At 73.6% G+C, this 15,152-nt stretch carries 10 protein-coding genes; 4 read left to right on the top strand and 6 right to left on the bottom strand.

All coding sequences use genetic code 11. The features are described 5' to 3' along the window. Window positions 1–54: 54 nt before the first annotated feature. Window positions 55–2,505: a glycoside hydrolase family 31 protein gene (locus ABT041_RS27885; RefSeq protein WP_351189258.1), complete on the bottom strand. Its 2,451-nt coding sequence runs from the start codon at window positions 2,503–2,505 to the stop codon at window positions 55–57. A 215-nt stretch (window positions 2,506–2,720) separates the two neighbouring features. Between ABT041_RS27885 and ABT041_RS27880 the strand changes: the two genes are divergently transcribed. Further along, window positions 2,721–4,694 carry an acetoacetate--CoA ligase gene (locus tag ABT041_RS27880; RefSeq protein WP_351189255.1) on the top strand — a complete coding sequence of 658 codons (1,974 nt, stop codon included), beginning with the start codon at window positions 2,721–2,723 and terminating at the stop codon, window positions 4,692–4,694. An 86-nt stretch (window positions 4,695–4,780) separates the two neighbouring features. Here the strand turns inward: ABT041_RS27880 and ABT041_RS27875 are convergent, their stop codons facing one another. Together ABT041_RS27875 and ABT041_RS27870 are read right to left on the bottom strand one after the other, a co-directional pair. Continuing rightward, complete coding sequence (locus tag ABT041_RS27875) at window positions 4,781–5,839, bottom strand: CU044_5270 family protein (protein WP_351189252.1); 1,059 nt, start codon at window positions 5,837–5,839, stop codon at window positions 4,781–4,783. After that, a complete protein-coding gene (locus ABT041_RS27870; RefSeq protein ID WP_351189250.1) occupies window positions 5,836–6,909 on the bottom strand; it encodes a sigma-70 family RNA polymerase sigma factor in 1,074 nt (357 codons plus the stop codon). The genes ABT041_RS27875 and ABT041_RS27870 overlap by 4 nt, the downstream gene beginning before the upstream one ends. Before the next feature lie 121 nt (window positions 6,910–7,030). On the opposite strand from ABT041_RS27870, the gene ABT041_RS27865 reads away from it, so the two are divergent. Continuing rightward, window positions 7,031–8,695 (top strand): serine protease, encoded by a 1,665-nt coding sequence (locus ABT041_RS27865; protein WP_351189248.1) that lies wholly within the window; start codon window positions 7,031–7,033, stop codon window positions 8,693–8,695. Window positions 8,696–8,799: 104 nt separating this feature from the next. Here the strand turns inward: ABT041_RS27865 and ABT041_RS27860 are convergent, their stop codons facing one another. Next, complete coding sequence (locus ABT041_RS27860) at window positions 8,800–10,119, bottom strand: aminotransferase class I/II-fold pyridoxal phosphate-dependent enzyme (protein WP_351189245.1); 1,320 nt, start codon at window positions 10,117–10,119, stop codon at window positions 8,800–8,802. Window positions 10,120–10,164: 45 nt separating this feature from the next. Here ABT041_RS27860 and ABT041_RS27855 point away from each other — a divergent pair, with 45 nt between their 5' ends. Both ABT041_RS27855 and ABT041_RS27850 read left to right on the top strand, forming a co-directional pair. Then, the gene (locus tag ABT041_RS27855) at window positions 10,165–11,454 is read left to right on the top strand and encodes an MFS transporter (RefSeq protein WP_351189242.1); all 1,290 of its coding nucleotides are present in this window, start codon (window positions 10,165–10,167) and stop codon (window positions 11,452–11,454) included. A 23-nt stretch (window positions 11,455–11,477) separates the two neighbouring features. After that, a complete protein-coding gene (locus ABT041_RS27850; protein WP_351189240.1) occupies window positions 11,478–12,368 on the top strand; it encodes a DUF8829 domain-containing protein in 891 nt (296 codons plus the stop codon). Between the two features lie 78 nt (window positions 12,369–12,446). Here ABT041_RS27850 and ptsP read toward each other — a convergent pair whose 3' ends face one another. Both ptsP and ABT041_RS27840 read right to left on the bottom strand, forming a co-directional pair. Then, on the bottom strand, window positions 12,447–14,117 hold the full coding sequence (gene ptsP, locus ABT041_RS27845; protein WP_351189238.1) for a phosphoenolpyruvate--protein phosphotransferase: 1,671 nt from the start codon (window positions 14,115–14,117) through the stop codon (window positions 12,447–12,449). Window positions 14,118–14,197: 80 nt separating this feature from the next. Further along, window positions 14,198–14,647 carry a PTS sugar transporter subunit IIA gene (locus ABT041_RS27840; protein ID WP_351189236.1) on the bottom strand — a complete coding sequence of 150 codons (450 nt, stop codon included), beginning with the start codon at window positions 14,645–14,647 and terminating at the stop codon, window positions 14,198–14,200. Between the last annotated feature and the right edge of the window lie 505 nt (window positions 14,648–15,152).

Raw genomic sequence — 15,152 nt, 5'->3', positions numbered from 1 at the left:
CGTCAGCCGGGGATCGAACCGGGTCCCCTGGCGTCAGCCGCCGGCCCGAGGCCCTCACAGCCCCCGCACCACCACCGGCAGCCCCGCCTCCTCCATCCCGTCGTCCGTGACGCGTTCCACCACCACCCGGCCGTCCACGAGCCGCGACTGGTAGCGCTCGATCGTGGCCGGCTCCCAGCCGTCCCCGGTGTCCCGTACGACGAGCCCGCCACCGGTCCGCCCCGCGGCCGGCGCCCACACCTCCAGGACGAGCTCGTCCCCCTCTCCCCGCACGGGGAGCACCGCCCCCGCCCGGGCGAGCACCGGCACCCGGGAGAGCGGCGCGTCGAGCAGGACCTGCCCGGGACCCTCGTACGCGCGCCCCGTCGCCGTGTCGTACCAGCGGCCGCGCGGCAGCCGCACCGCCCGCCGGTCCGCGCCACGCGTCAGGACCGGCGCCACGAGCAGCGCGTCGCCGAGCAGGAACGCGTCCTCGCAGTCCCGCAGCACCCGGTCCTCGGGATTTCCCCACCACAGGGGGCGGACGTACGGCGCGCCCGTCATCCGGGCGAGCCGGGCGAGGGTCGTGAAGTACGGCCGCAGCCGCTCCCGTTCGGCCAGCGCCACGCGCGCGTGCTCCAGGACCTCCGGCCCGAACTCCCACGGTTCGCGCCGCCCCGCGTCGATCGCCGCGTGCGTACGGAAGAGGGGGAGCCACGCGCCCAGCTGGTACCAGCGCAGGAACAGCTCCGGGGACGGACTGCCGTCGAATCCGCCGACGTCAGGCCCCGAGTAGGGCACCCCGCACAGCCCCAGGCCCAGGACCAGGGCGAGCGAGGCCCGCAGCCCCGGCCAGCCGGTCGACACGTCGCCGGACCACGTGCCCCCGTACCGCTGCATGCCCGCCCAGCCGGACCGGGAGAACAGGAACGGCCGCTCGTCGGGGCGCAGTCGGCACAGCCCCTCGTACCCGGCGCGGGCCATCGCGAGCGCGTACACGTTGTGCGCCTCCCGGTGGTCGCCGCCCCGGCCCTCCAGCGCGTGCCGTGCCGAGCGGGGAAGCGTCGGGTCACCGAAGGGGACGAAGGACACCGGCTCGTTCATGTCGTGCCAGACCCCGGCGAAGCCCTGCCGCAGCCGCTCCTCGTACAGACCGCCCCACCACTCCCGTACCGCGGGATCGGTGAAGTCCGGGTAGGCGCACTCGCCGGGCCACACCACCCCGTGCACCTCCTCGCCGCGCGCGTCCTTCACGAAGACGTCCGCCGCCGACCCGCCGTCGTACACCGGGTCGCCCGGTTCCGCCTTCACCGCCGGGTCCACGATCGACACCAGGCGAACGCCCTGCTCCCGCAGCTCCTGCGCCAGCGCCGGCAGATCGGGGAACCGCTCCCGGTCGACCGTGAACACCCGGTGCCCGTCGTAGTGGTCGATGTCCAGGTGTACGGCGGACAGCGGCAGTCCCCGCTCCCGGTACCCGGCCACCACCCGCCGCACCTCCCGCGCGCTGCCGAAGCCCCAGCGCGCGTGCTGCGGCCCGAGCGCCCAGGACGGCGGCAGCGCGGGCGCGCCGGTCAGGGCCGCCCAGCCGTGCAGTACGCGCGCGGGGGTGCCGACGACCACCCAGCAGCGCAGCGGCCCGCCCGACATCCGCACCTCGCTGGTGCCGGGACGGTCGTGCCCGGACCCGGCGCCTTCCTCACCCTCGGCGAGGGTGACCAGGCCGTCCCAGGAGTTGTCGTGGAAGGCCAGGTGCGTGCCGGCGTCCGAGACCACGAACTGCACGGGCATGGTGATGTAGAGCGGATCGTCGCCGGGGCCGAAACGGCCCTTGGGGTCGGTGTTCCACAGCCGGTACGAGCCGTCCCGCAGGCGCGGCCCCGCCGACCGCCCGCCGAGCCCGAAGAACCGCGCGTCGGCCGGCACCTCACTGCGCTGCACCCAGCGCGCGCCTCGCGAGACCGTGCCCCTGCCTCTGGCCCTGTCGCCCAGGGCGGCCCCTGCCGAAGTCCGACCGCCCGGGCTCGCCACCGCCACCGCCCCCGGCCCGTCGCTGGGGCTCGTCACCGGCTCCCACCAGCGCGGCGGCAGGTCCCGGCGGAGCAGCACCCCGCCCGGCGTCCGCAGCTCCACCGCCCCGTGCCGGGAGACCGTCACCGTCACCCGCTCCGACACGATCCGCCAGCCGCCGTCGGTGTCCGGTTCGAGGGAGGCCCGGGGGTCCGCGTCCGGTGCCTCGCCGGCCAGGGCGTACGAGGGAAGCGGCTCCGCCCCGTCCCACCCCCAGAACACCGTGCCGCCCGACGACACCCGGATCCGCAGCGAGGACCGGGCGAACCGCACGGTCCCACCGCCCGGCGCCGCCTCCGCTTCCAACGCCGGTCCGGGCACCCTGGCCCGCTCCGGCCCCCGGGGCGGCAGCCCCCACGCGTCCGTACGGCGCTGCCGCCACGCCGAACGCACCACCCGCAAGCCCTGAACCGAACCGAACACCTTCATCGAACGCAGCAGTTCCCGACCGTCCATGCAGCTCACCCTGCCATCCGCCGGAGGCCGAACCAGCTCCGTTCAGCTGCCGTTCACCCATGGTGGGAGCACATGTTCAACTGCCTGACCATGGGCCGGCAGACCTGGTGCGAAAGACGATCACATGGCATCGTCCTGTCAGCCGCGTCACGCGCACACCCCAGCACGTGCGCGAGACACACGCAGACCCGCGTACAGCCAGGGAGCAGCCCCAAATGACATCTCCAGCGCCGATCGAGCCCCTCTGGCAGCCGGACGAGGAACGCATCGCCACGGCCGCCGTCACCCGCTTCCAGGCCTGGGCCGCCGAGCACCACGGCGCCCCCGCCGAGGGCGGGTACCCGGCGCTCCACCGCTGGTCGGTCGAGGACCTCGAAGCCTTCTGGCAGGCCGTCGTCGAGTGGTTCGACCTCCGCTTCTCGACCCCGTACGAGCGGGTGCTCGGCGACCGCTCCATGCCCGGCGCCGACTGGTTCCCCGGCGCCACCCTCAACTACGCCGAGCACGCCCTGCGCGCCGCCGACGAGCGCCCCCACGACACGGCCCTGCTCCATGTGGACGAGACACATGAGCCCACGCCCATCACCTGGGGCGAGCTCCGCCGCCAGGTCGGCTCCCTCGCCGCCGAGCTGCGCGCCCTCGGCGTGAACCCCGGCGACCGCGTCAGCGGCTACCTGCCCAACGTCCCCCAGTCCGTCGTCGCGCTGCTCGCCACCGCCGCGGTCGGCGCCGTGTGGACCTCCTGCGCCCCGGACTTCGGCGCCCGCAGCGTCCTCGACCGCTTCCAGCAGGTCGAGCCGGTCGTCCTCTTCACCGTCGACGGCTACCGATACGGCGGCAAGGAGCACGACCGCCGCGACACCGTCGCCGAGCTGCGCGCCGAGCTCCCCACCCTCCGCGCCGTCGTCCACATCCCGCTCCTCGGCACCCCGGCCCCCGAAGGCACCCTCGCCTGGTCCGACCTGGTCGCCGCCGACGTCGAGCCGGTCTACGAGCAGGTGCCGTTCGCGCACCCGCTGTGGGTCCTGTACTCCTCGGGCACGACCGGTCTGCCGAAGGCGATCGTCCAGTCCCAGGGCGGCATCCTCGTCGAGCACGTCAAGCAGCTGGGCCTGCACTGCGACCTCGGCCCCGAGGACGTGTTCTTCTGGTACACCTCCACCGGCTGGATGATGTGGAACTTCCTCGTCTCCGGCCTGCTCACCGGCACGACCGTCGTCCTGTACGACGGCAGCCCCGGCTACCCGGACACCGCCGCCCAGTGGCGCGTTGCCGAACGCACCGGAGCCACCCTCTACGGCACCTCCGCCGCGTATGTGATGGCCTGCGCCAAGGCGGACGTCCACCCCGGCCGGGACTTCGACCTCTCCGCCGTGAAGTGCGTCGCCACCACCGGCTCCCCGCTGCCTCCCGACGGTTTCCGCTGGCTCCACGACGAGGTCCGCGAGAACCTGTGGATCGCCTCCGTCAGCGGCGGCACGGACGTCTGCTCCTGCTTCGCGGGCGCCGTCCCCACGCTCCCCGTCCACATCGGCGAGCTCCAGGCGGCGGGCCTCGGCACCGACCTCCAGTCCTGGGACCCCTCCGGGAAGCCCCTGATCGGCGAGGTCGGCGAACTCGTCGTCACCAACCCCATGCCGTCCATGCCGATCCACTTCTGGAACGACCCCGACGGCAGCCGCTACCGCGACAGCTACTTCGAGATGTTCCCGGGCGTCTGGCGCCACGGAGACTGGATCACGATCACGGACCACGGCTCGGTCGTGATCCACGGCCGCTCCGACTCCACCCTGAACCGCCAGGGCGTCCGGATGGGGAGCGCCGATATCTATGAGGCCGTCGAGCGCCTCCCCGAGATCCGTGAGTCGCTGGTCATCGGCCTGGAGGAGCCGGACGGCGGGTACTGGATGCCGCTCTTCGTGCACCTCGTGGAGGGCGTCACCCTGGACGACGAGCTGATCGACCGCATCAAGCGGACGATCCGCAGCGAACTCTCCCCGCGCCACGTCCCCGACGAGATCATCGAGGTCCCGGGCGTCCCGCACACGCTCACGGGCAAGCGCATCGAGGTCCCGGTCAAGCGCCTCCTCCAGGGCACCCCGCTGGCCAAGGCCGTCAACGCCGGCTCGGTCGACGACCTCGGCCTGCTTCACTTCTACGAGACCCTGGCGGCCAACCGCCGCGGCTAGATCTCGTCATGGCAGGGGCCCCGCCGATCCGACCGGATCGGCGGGGCCCCTGGCACTTCGGACAAGCCCTCGGACAAGCCCCCAGGTCAGCCCCTCGGCAGTTCGCCGGCCGCCGGAGCCACCGCCTTGGCGAGCACCGCAGAGACCCCGAGGACCGTCCCCGCCCGTCCGGCCGAAGTCGTCTCGGTGAGGACGGTGCGCTCACCGAGGAACGCCGACGTCGTGCGGTCGAAGATCCACTGGGTCTGCTCACCGTGCGCGGTACGGGCCACGGCGACGCCCTCGCGCCCTGCCGCGTCCTTCGCGGACGGCAGGACGGTCACCCCGGGGATCCGCGCCGCCGCGTCGTACAGCGCGGCGGTGACCTTCGGCGGAGCCCAGGTCTCGGCGAGCAGGGTCCCGATCGCGGTGAACGCCCGCTGATCGGCGTCGCCCACGCCCGCGCGGGTCTGCTCCCGGACCAGGCGCAGCAGCGCGTCCGGATCCGTGGGGAGGGCCGCCACGTACGCGTGGGTGGGATTCGTGACGGAGGGCGCCGCCGTTTCCAGGGTGGTCTTCCGGGGCGTGGCGCCGGGACCGTCCAACTCGTACACGGGCCCTTCGGCACCCAGTTCCGTGTCGGCGGCACCGGGCTCACGCAGCAGCCCCGGCCGGCTGCCGTCGACGGAGAGCCACACCTCGCGCTGATGCGCGGGCGGCAGCGCGGCGGGACCGCCGGAAGCTCCGCGCCCCGCGTGGGCGACGAGGCTCTTGACGTACACGTAGCCACCGGGCGGGGCATCCGGCGCGGGAGCGGCGGCCGCGGCGAGCGCGGCACCTGACAGAACCCGCACGGCCTCGGGCGAGGCCTGCTGCCGGACCGTTGTGCCACCGTCCCGGGGCGCGAGCACGGCGACCCCGGCGACGATCGCACAGGCGGCCATGGGCGCGGCGATCCAGCCGGGCCGAAGCCTCCGGCGCGCACGCACCGGGCGGGCGGTCGGGCCGTCACCGGCGGCGAGGGCGGTCCGCAGAACGGCGTGCCGGAGGTGCTGCTCCCGCTCCGCCGTCAGCTCGGGCACCGGAGGCGGCGGCAGCAGCACGGCGAGCTCGGCACACAGAAGCTCGTCGGCGTCGGCGTGCGGGCGGGGGGCGAAGGCGTTCATGCCTGGTTCTCCGAGGTGGGTCGGGGCCCGCGGGCCGGCGGGACGGACGAGTGGACGACGACGGGGGTGGCAGGGGCAGGGGCCACGGCCCCCGGTACCGCGAGGGGTTCGGCGTGGTCCGAGGACAGGGAAGCGGGGGAGCGGAGGCGAGCGGCTTCGGAGCTGGCCGCGGGCCCGTTCACGGAGCCGGCTGCGGTTCCGGGCGCGCAGCCGGCCACGGGCACGGGCAGGGAGCCGGCCGCGGACCCGAGCTCAGAGCCGATCACGCGCTCGGTCACGGGTCCGGTCACGGAGCCGGCCACGGCCCCGGGCGCGCAGCCGGCCACGGGCACGGGCAAGGAGCCGGCCGCGGCGCCGGGCTCGTAGCCGGTCACGCGCCCGTTCACGGAGCCGGCTGCGGCCCCGGGCGCGCAGCCGGCCACGGGCACGGTCACGGAGCCGCCGTCCAGAGGCTCACCCGCCCCCGCCGCGCCGACGGCGCCCGGCCGGCCGCCCGAGCGGATCGCGGCAGCGGCGGAGCGCTCCCGGCGCCTGCCCGCGCGCAGTTCGGCCTCGGCGAGCTTCCGGAGGCGTTCGCGGGCCCGGGACAGCCGGGAGCGGACGGTGCCGACCGGGATGCCCAGCGCCTCGCCGGCCGCCGCGTAATCCAGGCCCGCCCACACGACGAGCGTGAACACCTCGCGTTCGCGCCGCCCGAGCCTGCCGAGAGCCACGCGCGCGGCGCGGATCTGCTCCCCGTCCGTCATCCGGGCGAGGACGTCGTCGGCGAAGTCCGGCAGGACGCCGCGCTCGGGGATCCTGGCGAGCGCCGCGTCCCGCCGACGCGCCTCGCGGGCCGCGCCGCGCAGGATGTTGGTCGCGATGCCCAGCAGCCACGGGCGCAGGCTGCCGCCGTCGGCGTGCACCTTCCCGCGACAGCGCCAGGCCTCCAGGAACGCGGCGGACACGACGTCCTCCGCGGCCGCCCGGTCCCCGCACACCCGGTACGCGTAGTGGTAGAGCACGCGTGCGTGCTCGTCGTACGCCTCTCCGAGCGCCGCGGGGTCCCCGGCGCGGAAACGATCTCTCATTGGTGATTCCACATCTGGCACTGGGCGGTGGTTCGTCCGGGTTCCGGTGACCTGGACCACACGCCCCGCCGATGTGGCCCAGGTCACGGGAACGCCCAGCCCGGCGCGAGCAGTGCTGGGCATGAACGATTCCTCGACACCCCGCAGTACGCGCCGAACCACACCCCGAAGCACCGACTCCCCGACCCCCGACACCCGCAACGCAGACCCCCGTACCCCCGGCCGCCGCACCGTCCTGCGCACCCTGGCCCTGGCCGGAGTCCTCGCCGGTACCACCTTCTCCGCCCTGCCCCCGACCGCCCTGGCGGCGTCCGGCACCCCCGAGACGCACACCCTGACGATCCGGCACCTCGACCGCGCGGGCGCCGCCACCGGTGGCTACACCACCCACGTCACCGGCATCTCGGGCCCCGGCGCGCACGAGGAGGCCGCGCCCTACGACGAGTCCGGCACGGTCACCGTCCGCCTGCCCGAGGGGCGCTACCTGCTGGACTCCACGCTGTACGGCTCCGATCCCGCGACCGGCACCGACTGGGTCGTCCAGCCCCGCCTGGACCTGAACCGCGACACGACCGTCACCGTCGACGCCCGCACGACCGCCCCGGTGGACGTCCGCCCGCCGGAGTCCGGGGCCCGCTACCTGAACGGCATCGGGTTCGTCGAGGTCACCCACGAGGGGACCACTCGCTCCGCGAACATCATCACGGCCCGTGAGGGCGTGCGGGTGGCCCACCTCGGCCCGGCCTCCGAACCGGGTTCGGTCAAGGAGTGGTTCGACACCTACTGGTCCGGCGCGCGCGCCGACTACGGGCTCGGCTACACCTTCACCTCGGACCGCGCCCTGACCGGTCTCGTCCGGCACCCGGCGGCCGACAAGCTGGCCACCCTCAAGATCCGCGGAGCCGCCCCCGAGGGCCCGACCGGAACGGGGTTCGTCTCCGTCCAGCCCAGCGCGGGCCCCACCATCGGTCTCGCCCGGTCCCTCGACCTCCCCGCCGCCGCGACCGTCATGGTCAATCCGGAGCGGGGCCGCTGGGACGTCGAATACACGGGTCCTTCCGCCCCCGAGACCCCGCCCAACCGCTACGTCGCGAACGGAATCGCGGTCCACGCGGGCGCGACCACCACGCACACCTTCGACAACGCCGTCTTCGGCCCCGCGCTCGACGCCTCGCCCGGCGCCCGCCCGGCCGGTGTCCGGGACGGCGACAGGATCGCGCTCGACGTTCCGCTCCTCGCCGACGGGGACGGCCACGCGCCCAGCGCACCGCGCTTCCACAGCGCGACCACCACGCTCCACCGCGACGGCGTCCTGATCGGCACCCGCCGGGGCGAGCCCGGCCGTGCCGAGTTCACCACGACCCCCGGAGCGGCCTCGTACCGCCTGACCGCCTCGGCGACCCGGGGCGACGGCTCGGCTTCGAGCGGGCGCGTCACCGCCTCCTGGACCTTCACCTCGGCCCAGGCAGCCCGCCCGGCAGCCCTTCCCCTCAGCGCGGTCCGCTTCACCCCGGACCTCGCTCTCGACGGCGCCGCCCCCGCGGGCACGGTGCTGCGCGTGCCGTTCTCCGTCCAGGGCGCGGCCGCGCGGACCGGCGTCCGGTCCCTGAGCGTGTCGATGTCCGCCGACAACGGCGCCACCTGGACCCGTGTGCCCGTCGTCGACGGCCGGGTGGCCTTCCGCACCCCGGCCCACGGCCGGACCGTCTCGCTCCGCGCCGAACTCACCGACGCGCACGGCAACACCCTCACCCAGACCCAGCGCAACGCCTTCCGCACCCGCTGAACAACGGCCCCCGAACGCTCCGGGACAGACCCAGGCCTGTCCCGGAGCGCCCGCACCTCACGAACCAGGCTCCGCACCGGCGGAAGGACAACCCGCCCAGGCCGTCACCCGCCGTACGTCGCCTGCGCGTCCCCCAGGACCTCGGCGAAGTCCGCCGCAAGACGCACGGCGTCCGCAGGCGCCAGCGTCGCCGTCGTGATCCGTACCGCGGGCGGGGCCGTGATGCGGAACCGCGCCCCGGCCGCGACCCACCACCCCTGCGTCCGCAGCCCGTTGACGACCGCCGACTCGTCGCGCACGGGCACCCACACGTTCAGGCCGCTCGCCCCGACCGCACGGATCCCGTACGCGCCGAGCGCCCCGATCAGCGCCGCGCGCCGTTCCGCGTACGCCTCCTCGCCCGCCGCCACCAGGTCGCGTACGGCCTCGTCGGCGAACAGGCCGGCCACCGTCTCCTGCAGGACGTGACTGACCCAGCCGGAGGTCATCAGCATCCGCCCGTCGTGCCGCGCCAGCGTCACCGCGTCGCACGCGACCCCGGCCCAGCGCAGGTCGATGCCGAGGTGCTTCGACACGGTCCGCACCTGCGCCCACCGTTCGAGCCCCGCCGCCGCGAGGGTGTACGCCGCGGCCCCGCCGACCTCCGCGTTGTGGTCGTCCTCGACGACGAGCACCTCGGGGAACTCCCTGAGCACCGCCACCAGTTCGTCCCGACGCGCGCGCGTGAAGAACGCGCCGGTCGGGCACTGGCCCCGCGGACTGCACACCACCGCACGCACTCCGCCCCGCAGCGCGGTCCGCAGCGAGTCCGGCACGAGCCCCTCGCCGTCCACCGCCACCGGGACCGACCGCAGCCCCAACGCGGGCACCAGGTCGAGGAGATGGTGGAAGCCGGGGTCCTCCACCGCCACGGCGTCCCCGGGCCGCAGCTCCGTCGAGAGCAGCCGGGCGATGCAGTCCAGGGCGCCGTGCGCGAACGTCACATGCTCCGCCGACACCCCGTCCCGCTCGAACCACGCCCGGGTGGACTCCTCCAGGTGCGCGAGCCGAGGCGCGGCACGATGGGACCCGTACACCGGGGCGACCGCCGCCGGGGGCCGCAGTACGGGCAGAAAGGCCGGGTCCGGATGGCCGCCGGCGAGGTCCACCAGGCCGGCGGGCACGCGCGGCGGACGCCGCGAGGCCACCGAGGGCACCTCGGCGACCACGGTTCCGCCACGCCCGCGCGTGACGATCAACCCCCGCTGCCGCAACTCCTTGTAGGCCGTCGCGACGGTCCCCGGACTCACCCCCAGCTCGTCGGCGAGCCGCCGCACCGGCGGCAGGGCGTCGCCCGGGGCGAGCCCGCCCTCGGACACGCCCCGCTCCACGGACGCGGCAATCCCCTTGGCCGTCGCCCCTTCGATCGCATATTGTGCTGCCACGTAATCAAGTATGTATCAATACAAAGAAGTTGGCAAGGGGGACCCATGAGCCGCAGCACCGCCCGACCCGCCCGCCCACCCCTCAAGGAACGCATCCCCGGCGGCACCGACGGCCGCCGCATGCTGCTCATCGGCTTCATCGACAAGTGCGGCACCGGACTCTGGTCCACGGCCATGGCCCTCTACTTCACCTACGTCACCGGCCTCGGCCTCGGCCAGGTCGGCCTCCTCATCGCCCTCTCCGGCGCCGCCGGCATCGCCGGCGCCCCGCTCGGCGGCCGTCTCGCCGACCGCTTCCCCCTCGTCCGCGTCATCATCTGCACCCAACTCCTCCGCGCCGCCGCCCTCCTCGCCCTCCTCACCACCGACGACTACCTGCTGCTCGTCCTCTTCTCCGCAGCCGGCGCCCTCCCCGACCGCGCCACCAACGTCCTCACCAAGCTCTACGCGGCCCGCGTCGCCGGCCCCGACCGCGTCCGCTACCAGGCCATCAACCGCACCACCTCCAACCTCGGCTGGACCCTCGGCGGCCTCGGCGCCGCCGCCGCACTCGCCATCGGCTCCACCACGGCCTTCCAGCTCCTGCTCATCGGCGACGCCCTGTCGTACCTCGTGATGGCCGCCCTCACCCTCCGCTGCGCCGAACCCCCCGCCCCCGCCGCCTCCCGCATCGCCGCGGCCTCCACCGACCCGGCCCCCACGACCAAGCCCTCCAACCCCTGGCGCGACCGCGGCTTCCTCGCCTTCACCGCCGGCGAGGCCGTCTTCTTCCTCCACGACTCGATCCTCCAGGTCGCCCTGCCGCTCTGGATCGTCCACGCCACCGACGCCCCCGTCGGCCTCGCGCCGCTCCTGATGGTGATCAACAGCGCGCTCGTCGTGCTCTTCCAGGTCCCCCTCTCCCGCTTCGGCGCCACCACCGACGCCGCCCGCCGCCTCCTCGGCCCCCTGGCCGGACTCTTCGCCGCCGGCACGCTCGCCCTCGCCGTCTCCGCCCTCGGCGGCCGCACGCTCGCCGTCACCTCCCTGATCACCGCCGCGGTCGTCCTCACCTTCGCCGAGATGATCCACACCCTCGCCTCCTGGGAGATCTCCGTCGCCCTCGCCCCCGAGGACGCCCAGGGCGCCTATCTCGGAGTCCACGGCCTCGCCCAGTCCACCCAGCGCTTCGCCGGCCCCCTCCTCATGACCGGCCTCGTCTCCGCAGGCCCCCTCGCCTGGCCGTTCCTCGGCGCCGCCCTGGTCGCGACCGCCGCCGCCCAGAACCGACTCGTCCGCCGACGCCTCACCGAACCGTCACTGTCAGTGGCGGAGGTTACGGTGAGTGAGCACTGATCGGAGCGTCACCAGGGGGAGACATGACCCGCACCGGCACCACGACCGCACAGCTTCGCCGCGCCCTGCGCCGCGAAGTCCCCAGCACCGTCGGACTCCTCGCCGACGAGCAGGACTTCGCCGCCATGCGCCAGTACGAGACCTTCGCCTTCGACGACCACCGCACCTACCTGCGGCAGATCGAGGCCCTCCTCAGGACCCTCGCCCGGCAGGGCGGCCACACCACCGTCACCCTCTTCGACCCCGAGGAGTACGCGGCCTGGTGCACCGAGACCGGCACCGACCCCGACCACCCCACGAGCCGCAGCCGCTTCACCGCCCACCTGGCCACCACCGGCCCCGGCGTCACCTACACCGGACAACCCCTCACCACCCTCCTTCCCGAGCTCGTCGACACCGCCGTCCGACAGGCCACCTGGGAGTACGCCACCACCGTCCTCGCCACCGCCGGCGACTGCGCCGACTGCGGCCAGGACATCGGCAAGGCCGCGTACGAGCGGGCGGGCCGACTTCTCGTACGACTCCTCGAAGCCGCGGGACCCGGTACCCACCACCTCGTCTGCAGCGTCCAGGCCGCCGACGACCAACTCCTCGCCGTCCTCCACACCCACGGCACCACACCCCCCGAGGACGCCACAGGACCCGAGTTCACCGCCGTGCTCGCCGCCGGCATCGCCCTCGCGGCACCCGGCGGCGTCGTCCTGCGAACCACCACCCCCGGCGCCCCCGACCGACTCCACGGCTGGCGCCTCGCCGCCGACACCCTGATCCCCCTCACCGAGGCCGAGGTCTTCGCCGCCTACTGCACCGACGCCCGGACCGGCGAACCCCTCTCACCGGAACCGGGCGTCGAATACCGCGCCGGCCACCCCCTCGAACCCGACCCCCACGACGACTGGACCACCCACCACTGAGAGCCCGCGCCCACACACGACGGAGGGGCTCCCCGCCACCAAGTGACGGGAAGCCCCTCCATCGACCACCTCAGGGGATCACTCCCCGGACAGCACCGCCTGCGCGGCGATCCGCGCCTCGTGCGCCGTGTCCGCGGCCCGCGCCGCGGCCGCGGCACGCTCGCACTGCGCCAGCGTGTGCTTGGCGAGCGTCGCCCGCACATACGGAATCGACGCCGCACCCATGGAAAGGGAGGTGACACCCAGACCCGTCAGCACACACGCGAGCAGCGGATCCGAAGCGGCCTCGCCACAGACACCACAGCTCTTGCCCTCGGCCTTGGCCGCCTCGGCGGACAGCGCCACCAGGTCGAGCAGCGCCGGCTGCCACGGGTCCTGGAGCCGCGACACCGCACCCACCTGACGGTCGGCCGCGAAGGTGTACTGCGCCAGGTCGTTCGTGCCCAGCGACAGGAACTCGACCTCCTGCAGGATCGAGCGCGCCCGCAGCGCGGCCGAGGGAATCTCGACCATCGCACCGAACTTCGCCCGCAGCCCCGCCTCACGGCAGGCGTCGGCGAACGCCTTCGCGTCCGTACGGTCGGCCACCATCGGAGCCATGACCTCGAGGTACACCGGCAGCCCCTCGGCCGCCTTCGCCAGCGCGGTCAGCTGCGTCCGCAGCACCTCCGGGTGGTCGAGCAGCGACCGCAGACCCCGCACACCGAGCGCCGGGTTCGGCTCGTCCGCCGGCGTCAGGAAGTCCAGCGGCTTGTCGGCACCCGCGTCGAGCACCCGCACGACCACACGGCCCTCGGGGAAGGCCTCCAGAACCTTGCGGTACGCCTCGACCTGCTTCTCCTCGGACGGCGCCTTCTTGCTGTCGTCCAGGAAGAGGAACTCCGTACGGAACAGACCGACACCCTCGGCACCGGCCTCCACCGCCGCCGGCACGTCCGCCGGACCACCGACGTTCGCGAGCAGCGGCACCTTGTGACCGTCGGAGGTCGCGCCCGGACCGCTGGACGTCGCCAGCGCCGCCTTGCGCTCGGCGGCCGCCTTCGTCAGCGCCGCCTTCTTCTCCTCGCTCGGGTCCACGAAGAGCTCACCGGTGGAACCGTCGACCGCGATGAGCGTGCCCTCGGCCAGCTCACCCGCGCCCGGCAGCGCCACGATGGCCGGCACGCCCAGCGCCCGCGCGAGGATCGCGCTGTGGCTGGTCGGACCGCCCTCCTCCGTCACGAACCCGAGCACGAGCGCCGGGTCGAGCAGCGCCGTGTCGGCGGGCGCCAGGTCCCGCGCGATCAGGATGTACGGCTCGTCACTGTCCGGCACGCCGGGCATCGGCACACCGAGCAGCCGCGCGACGATACGGTTCCGCACGTCGTCCAGGTCCGCGACCCGGCCCGCCATGTACTCGCCGGCACCCGCGAGCAGCTCGCGGTAGTGCGAGAACGCGTCGTAGATACCGCGCTCGGCGGTGCTGCCGACCGCGATCCGGCGGTCGACGTCGGCGATGAGCTCCGGGTCCTGGGCGATCATCGCCTGGGCCTCCAGCACCGCCTGGGCCTCACCACCGGCCAGATTGCCCCGGGCAATCAGGTCCGCGGCCACAGCCTCCACGGCCTGACGGGCGCGCCCCTGTTCGCGCTCCGCCTCGTCCGCGGGGATCTGCTTGGCCGGCGGCTCCAGGACCGCGGTACCCATGTGCCGGACCTCGCCGATCGCCACTCCGTGGCTGACGCCGACGCCTCGCAGCGTTGTCTCCATCTCACCCGTCTCCGATAGAGCGACGGCCCCTGCCGTCGCGTTGAATGTCGAACTCGCGGTCGTCACGAGGACGGACCGGCTCAGCTCCAGCCGAAGAGCACGTCGTCGGCCTTCACATCGCCGTCCTCGACGACATCGGAGAGCGAGTCCGCGGTGGCCTCCAGGGCCACGATGGGACAGATGGGGGACTTGCCGGCGGCCTCGACCTCGGCGGGGTTCCAACGGACGACGGCCTGCCCGCGCGTCACCCGGTCACCCTTGTTCACGAGGAGCTCGAAGCCCTGCCCGTTGAGCTGGACGGTGTCGATGCCGAGGTGCGTCAGCACGCCGTGTCCCTCGTCGTCCACGACGACGAAGGCATGGGGGTGCATGGAGACGACGACCCCGTCGAGCGGGGAAACGGCCTCAGAGGGCTCACGTACGGGATCGATGGCGGTACCGGGACCGACCATCGCACCGGAGAAGACCGGGTCGGGAACTGCGGCGAGACCGATGGCGCGTCCAGCAAGCGGCGACGTCACGGTTGTCATGGGAAGCCTCCCAGGGGCGGAGATTGTGTTGCGCCGTCACTACCTGTCCTGGACGGCGTACTGTTCTGAAGCGTATGTCATAGGAAGTCCCGGTTCCGCACGAGACGTACCCGTTGTGCGGAGCCAGGTACTACCGGAACGATTTGCCTCTACTGACGGTGGGATGTACTGTCGTACTCCTGCCTGACCCCAACGCGGCCTTGAGTCGCGGGTCGGCAGCACCTATCAAGCCAGATCCTAACCCCAGTGGTCTACACCTCTGCGTGCTCGCAGGGGATGTGGTCAGGGGGGCCGAGAAAGCCTGGTAATGTTCAACCCCGCCGGGAACGGAAAACGCGAAAAGCGAATTTCGACCCCAGCAGCCCGCTCCAGCGGGTGGCAGAAACGGAAATCGGATCTGCTAAGCTGGAAAACGAAGGAAGCGCCCGGAGGGCCTGGAAACAGGAACGAAGGAAGCGTCCGCACCTTGAGAACTCAACAGCGTGCCAAAAATCAACGCCAGATT

It is taken from the genome of Streptomyces sp. NPDC002825 (assembly GCF_040295385.1).
GTDB lineage: Bacteria > Actinomycetota > Actinomycetes > Streptomycetales > Streptomycetaceae > Streptomyces.
The sequence above is the reverse complement of the archived record's forward strand: the minus strand, read 5'-3'. Positions and strand labels throughout refer to the sequence as shown.

Excerpts from the sequence above, each read along its gene's own strand:
- ABT041_RS27870 (WP_351189250.1), bottom strand. The coding sequence starts at position 6,909 with ATGAGAGATCGTTTCCGCGCCGGGGACCCCGCGGCGCTCGGAGAGGCG.
- ABT041_RS27875 (WP_351189252.1), bottom strand. The coding sequence starts at position 5,839 with ATGAACGCCTTCGCCCCCCGCCCGCACGCCGACGCCGACGAGCTTCTG.
- ABT041_RS27865 (WP_351189248.1), top strand. The coding sequence starts at position 7,031 with ATGAACGATTCCTCGACACCCCGCAGTACGCGCCGAACCACACCCCGA.
- ABT041_RS27840 (WP_351189236.1), bottom strand. The coding sequence starts at position 14,647 with ATGACAACCGTGACGTCGCCGCTTGCTGGACGCGCCATCGGTCTCGCC.
- ABT041_RS27880 (WP_351189255.1), top strand. The coding sequence starts at position 2,721 with ATGACATCTCCAGCGCCGATCGAGCCCCTCTGGCAGCCGGACGAGGAA.
- ABT041_RS27885 (WP_351189258.1), bottom strand. The coding sequence starts at position 2,505 with ATGGACGGTCGGGAACTGCTGCGTTCGATGAAGGTGTTCGGTTCGGTT.
- ABT041_RS27850 (WP_351189240.1), top strand. The coding sequence starts at position 11,478 with ATGACCCGCACCGGCACCACGACCGCACAGCTTCGCCGCGCCCTGCGC.
- ptsP (WP_351189238.1), bottom strand. The coding sequence starts at position 14,117 with ATGGAGACAACGCTGCGAGGCGTCGGCGTCAGCCACGGAGTGGCGATC.
- ABT041_RS27855 (WP_351189242.1), top strand. The coding sequence starts at position 10,165 with ATGAGCCGCAGCACCGCCCGACCCGCCCGCCCACCCCTCAAGGAACGC.